Origin of the sequence: Flavobacterium ardleyense (assembly GCF_042686085.1) — a bacterium.
In the GTDB taxonomy this organism is placed as follows: Bacteria; Bacteroidota; Bacteroidia; order Flavobacteriales; family Flavobacteriaceae; genus Flavobacterium; species Flavobacterium ardleyense.
Map to the genome: position 1 here is coordinate 1 of NZ_JBHUOL010000028.1, position 5,343 is coordinate 5,343.

At 46.1% G+C, this 5,343-nt stretch carries 2 tRNA genes and 2 rRNA genes; all 4 read right to left on the reverse strand.

The window, feature by feature from the left end:
• Nucleotides 1–18: 18 nt before the first annotated feature.
• The 4 genes from ACFSX9_RS16060 to ACFSX9_RS16075 all read right to left on the reverse strand — a co-directional run bounded on the left by ACFSX9_RS16060 (nucleotide 19) and on the right by ACFSX9_RS16075 (nucleotide 4,917).
• Nucleotides 19–2,901, reverse strand: a 23S ribosomal RNA gene (locus tag ACFSX9_RS16060).
• Between the two features lie 150 nt (nucleotides 2,902–3,051).
• Nucleotides 3,052–3,125 (reverse strand) — tRNA-Ala (locus tag ACFSX9_RS16065).
• Between the two features lie 115 nt (nucleotides 3,126–3,240).
• Nucleotides 3,241–3,314, reverse strand: a tRNA-Ile gene (locus ACFSX9_RS16070).
• An 87-nt stretch (nucleotides 3,315–3,401) separates the two neighbouring features.
• Nucleotides 3,402–4,917: ribosomal RNA gene (locus ACFSX9_RS16075) — 16S ribosomal RNA — on the reverse strand.
• Together the 16S and 23S rRNA genes with 2 tRNA genes alongside form the textbook arrangement of a ribosomal RNA operon.
• Nucleotides 4,918–5,343: the final 426 nt, after the last annotated feature.

Below are 5,343 nucleotides of genomic sequence, written 5' to 3' on the forward strand. Positions count from 1 at the left end.
CCCGAAGGCTCAGGATTTATACATAAGCTAACGGGTTATTAGTACTACTCGACTATGACATTACTGCCTTTACATCTATAGCCTATCAACGTGGTCATCTTCCACGACCCTTAAAAGAAATCTCATCTTGTGGTGGGTTTCGCGCTTATATGCTTTCAGCGCTTATCCCTTCCAAACGTAGCTACTCTGCGGTGCTCCTGGCGGAACAACAGATACACCAGCGGTTTGTCCAATTCGGTCCTCTCGTACTAGAATCAGATCCACTCAAATTTCTAACGCCCACAGTAGATAGAGACCGAACTGTCTCACGACGTTCTGAACCCAGCTCGCGTGCCACTTTAATGGGCGAACAGCCCAACCCTTGGGACCTTCTCCAGCCCCAGGATGTGACGAGCCGACATCGAGGTGCCAAACCCCCCCGTCGATATGAGCTCTTGGGGGAGATCAGCCTGTTATCCCCGGCGTACCTTTTATCCTTTGAGCGATGGCCCTTCCATGCGGAACCACCGGATCACTATGCTCTACTTTCGTACCTGATCGACCTGTATGTCTCTCAGTCAAGCTCCCTTATACCATTGCACTCTACGCACGGTTACCAAGCGTGCTGAGGGAACCTTTAGAAGCCTCCGTTACTCTTTTGGAGGCGACCACCCCAGTCAAACTACCCACCAAACAATGTCCCCCGTTATACGGGGTTAGGCCTCAGACAAGTAAAGGGTGGTATTTCAACAATGACTCCACAACGCCTAGCGACGCCACTTCACAGTCTCCCACCTATCCTACACATCACGTGTCCAAGGTCAATATTAAGCTATAGTAAAGGTGCACAGGGTCTTTTCGTCCCACTGCGGGTAAGCGGCATCTTCACCGCTACTACAATTTCACCGAGCTCATGGCTGAGACAGTATCCAGATCGTTACACCATTCGTGCAGGTCGGAACTTACCCGACAAGGAATTTCGCTACCTTAGGACCGTTATAGTTACGGCCGCCGTTTACTTGGGCTTCATTTCAATGCTTCTCCGAAGATAACATCTCCACTTAACCTTCAAGCACCGGGCAGGTGTCAGGCCCTATACTTCATCTTACGATTTTGCAGAGCCCTGTGTTTTTGATAAACAGTCGCCTGGATTTTTTCACTGCGGCCAGCATTGCTGCTGGCGACCCTTCTCCCGAAGTTACGGGTCCATTTTGCCTAATTCCTTAGCCATGAATCTCTCGAGCACCTTAGGATTCTCTCCTCAACTACCTGTGTCGGTTTACGGTACTGGTACTTATAATCTAAGTTTAGAAGATTTTCTTGGCAGCCTTTAGGTACACTATCACTTTGTCCGAAGACTCCGTGTACTATCGCATTTCACCAGTTCCCGCGGATTTGCCTACGGGACCTATAGTTAGGTGCTTTAACGAACTATTCCGTCAGTTCGCGGTACTTTCACCACTGCGTCTCTCCATCACAATTATAAGTAGTACGGGAATATTAACCCGTTATCCATCGACTGTCCCTTTCGGGTTCGCCTTAGGACCAGACTAACCCACAGCTGATTAGCATAGCTGTGGAAACCTTAGTTTTTCGGTGTGCGGGTTTCTCGCCCGCATTATCGTTACTTATGCCTACATTTTCTTTTCTAAACAGTCCAGCATGACTCACATCACACCTTCGACCCAGTTTAGAATGCTCCCCTACCACTTGTATTTACATACAAATCCATAGCTTCGGTAATATACTTATGCCCGATTATTATCCATGCTCGTCCGCTCGACTAGTGAGCTGTTACGCACTCTTTAAATGAATGGCTGCTTCCAAGCCAACATCCTAGCTGTCTATGCAGACAAACCTCGTTATTTCAACTTAGTATATATTTGGGGACCTTAGCTGATGGTCTGGGTTCTTTCCCTCTCGGACATGGACCTTAGCACCCATGCCCTCACTGCTGGTAAACATTATATAGCATTCGGAGTTTGTCAGGAATTGGTAGGCGGTGAAGCCCCCGCATCCAATCAGTAGCTCTACCTCTATATAACTTATATCCAGCGCTGCACCTAAATGCATTTCGGGGAGTACGAGCTATTTCCGAGTTTGATTGGCCTTTCACCCCTACCCACAGATCATCCCAAGACTTTTCAACGTCAACGGGTTCGGTCCTCCACTGTGTGTTACCACAGCTTCAACCTGTCCATGGGTAGATCACACGGTTTCGCGTCTACCATTACTGACTAAAGCGCCCTATTCAGACTCGCTTTCGCTACGGATCCATACCATAAGTACTTATCCTTGCCAGCAACGGTAACTCGTAGGCTCATTATGCAAAAGGCACGCCGTCACCCCACTAAAGGGCTCCGACCGCTTGTAAGCGTATGGTTTCAGGATCTATTTCACTCCGTTATTCACGGTTCTTTTCACCTTTCCCTCACGGTACTGGTTCACTATCGGTCTCTCAGGAGTATTTAGCCTTAGCGGATGGTCCCGCCAAATTCACACAGGGTTTCACGTGCCCCGCGCTACTCAGGATACCACTATCTATATCTTCTCTTACCCATACAGGACTATCACCCTCTCTGGTTTACCTTTCCAGGTAATTCTGGTTCAATCCGTATAGAATGTCGTGGTCCTACAACCCCAAAATTGCCGTAACAACTTTGGTTTGGGCTAATCCGCGTTCGCTCGCCACTACTTACGGAATCACTTTTGTTTTCTTCTCCTCCGCCTACTTAGATGTTTCAGTTCAGCGGGTTTGCCCTCCTATCGGAGTGACATGTCTTCAACATGCCGGGTTGCCCCATTCAGGTATCTACGGATCAATTCGTGTGTGCCAATCCCCGTAGCTTTTCGCAGCTTATCACGCCTTTCATCGCCTCTGAGAGCCAAGGCATCCCCCATACGCCCTTATTTTGCTTATGTGCCGCCTAATTTTATAAATAAAACTAGGACTTTATAAATACACTATAAATAATGTACCTATTTGATCACGTAATAAATTACGCATCTACTTTCTACTTTTTAAATATTTTTATCTCAATATGTCAATGAACTTTATTCCTCTCGGAATCGTGGAGAATATCGGAGTCGAACCGATGACCTCCTGCGTGCAAGGCAGGCGCTCTAGCCAGCTGAGCTAATCCCCCATTTTGAATTCAGAATTTTGAATTCAGAATTATGAATTATGAATATCAACTTCTAAAATTTCCTTCGAATTGTATAAAACAGTCAACTACATTAATCAATACAATCAATTAATAGTAGTCCCGCCCAGACTCGAACTGGGGACCCCTACATTATCAGTGTAGTACTCTAACCAGCTGAGCTACGAGACTCTGTTTCTTACTTTTCTTTATTTCTTAAATTAACAGCGAGAGTAAAATGTTCTTTCTTTTGAACCTAATCTTTAAATCATTCTCTAGAAAGGAGGTGTTCCAGCCGCACCTTCCGGTACGGCTACCTTGTTACGACTTAGCCCTAGTTACCAGTTTTACCCTAGGCAGCTCCTTGCGGTCACCGACTTCAGGTACCCCCAGCTTCCATGGCTTGACGGGCGGTGTGTACAAGGCCCGGGAACGTATTCACCGGATCATGGCTGATATCCGATTACTAGCGATTCCAGCTTCACGGAGTCGAGTTGCAGACTCCGATCCGAACTGAGATAGGTTTTGTAGATTCGCTCCTGCTCGCGCAGTGGCTGCTCTCTGTACCTACCATTGTAGCACGTGTGTGGCCCAAGGCGTAAGGGCCGTGATGATTTGACGTCATCCCCACCTTCCTCACAGTTTACACTGGCAGTCTTGTTAGAGTTCCCGACATGACTCGCTGGCAACTAACAACAGGGGTTGCGCTCGTTATAGGACTTAACCTGACACCTCACGGCACGAGCTGACGACAACCATGCAGCACCTTGTAAATTGTCTTGCGAAAGATCTGTTTCCAAACCGGTCAATCTACATTTAAGCCTTGGTAAGGTTCCTCGCGTATCATCGAATTAAACCACATGCTCCACCGCTTGTGCGGGCCCCCGTCAATTCCTTTGAGTTTCATTCTTGCGAACGTACTCCCCAGGTGGGATACTTATCACTTTCGCTTAGCCACTCAGATTGCTCCGAACAGCTAGTATCCATCGTTTACGGCGTGGACTACCAGGGTATCTAATCCTGTTCGCTCCCCACGCTTTCGTCCATCAGCGTCAATCGTTTGTTAGTAACCTGCCTTCGCAATTGGTATTCCATGTAATATCTAAGCATTTCACCGCTACACTACATATTCTAGTTACTTCACAAAAATTCAAGCCCTACAGTATCAATGGCAGTTTCCTAGTTGAGCTAGGAGATTTCACCACTGACTTATAAGGCCGCCTACGGACCCTTTAAACCCAATGATTCCGGATAACGCTTGGACCCTCCGTATTACCGCGGCTGCTGGCACGGAGTTAGCCGGTCCTTATTCTTACAGTACCGTCAAGACTCTACACGTAGAGTTGTTTCTTCCTGTATAAAAGCAGTTTACACACCATAGATGCTTCTTCCTGCACGCGGCATGGCTGGTTCAGACTTGCGTCCATTGACCAATATTCCTCACTGCTGCCTCCCGTAGGAGTCTGGTCCGTGTCTCAGTACCAGTGTGGGGGATCTCCCTCTCAGGACCCCTACCCATCATAGTCTTGGTAAGCCGTTACCTTACCAACTAACTAATGGGACGCATGCTCATCTTATACCGTTGGAACTTTAATTATCAAATGATGCCATTCAATAATACCATGGGGCATTAATCCAAATTTCTCTGGGCTATTCCCCTGTATAAGGTAGATTGCATACGCGTTACGCACCCGTGCGCCGGTCTCAAAGGAGCAAGCTCCTTCTACCCCTCGACTTGCATGTGTTAGGCCTGCCGCTAGCGTTCATCCTGAGCCAGGATCAAACTCTTCATCGTATATTTTAATATTGTCGATTTAAAGTTGCTAGGTATTTCAATTTACTTGAAAATCTTACTCTCTCTTATTTTCAACTTCAAATCTTAATGTGATAAATCACATCAGTACTTAAAGTTGTGCTGTCAATTCAATATGTCTATGAACGTGTCATTCTTTTTTTGTACGCTTCTCTTTCGATTAGCGAGTGCAAAAGTACAACTCTTTTTTAATCTGGCAAGCTTTTTTGAAAAAAAAATTTAATTTTTTTTCGTAATCACTAACCCAATATTTTTAAGAACTTGCACTCCCGTTTCTCTCGTTACGGGTCGGCAAAGATACAACCTTTATTTCTTATTATCCAAATCTTTTTTTAAGTTTTTTTGAAACTCTTTTTAGACCTTTTTAATACTCAATATGTGTGTGAACTTCTTCTCTAATGCGGGTGC